Here is a 263-nt window from a genome sequence, read left to right on the forward strand (position 1 = left end):
GCTGAAGATAATTCAGTCTGGCAGGGTACACACCGTCGCGGCCCTCTCTCAGGAACGCCCCCATGCGCGACTGGCAGGCGCGGCCAACCGGATCGCCGGCTTCCTCAGCCTGAACAAGGACTGGGATGGCGTGATTTGCCTTCCTGGCTTTGACACTACGGTCTGGGCGCTGATCAGTGCGGACGAAGTGGTGAGCGTTCTGGCCTTTGCAACCGTGCCATTGGTCGAGGCCCTGAGCCCGGTAGACATTCACCAGACGATGC

The 263-nt window shown here is 61.6% G+C and carries 1 protein-coding gene; it reads left to right on the forward strand.

Annotated elements, in window-relative coordinates:
- A partial coding sequence (locus R2R70_RS20990) for a hypothetical protein (protein ID WP_410979046.1) occupies window positions 1-263 on the forward strand: 263 nt, incomplete at both ends.

Origin of the sequence: Cobetia sp. SIMBA_158 (genome assembly GCF_046566945.1) — a bacterium.
Lineage (GTDB): Bacteria > Pseudomonadota > Gammaproteobacteria > Pseudomonadales > Halomonadaceae > Cobetia > Cobetia amphilecti.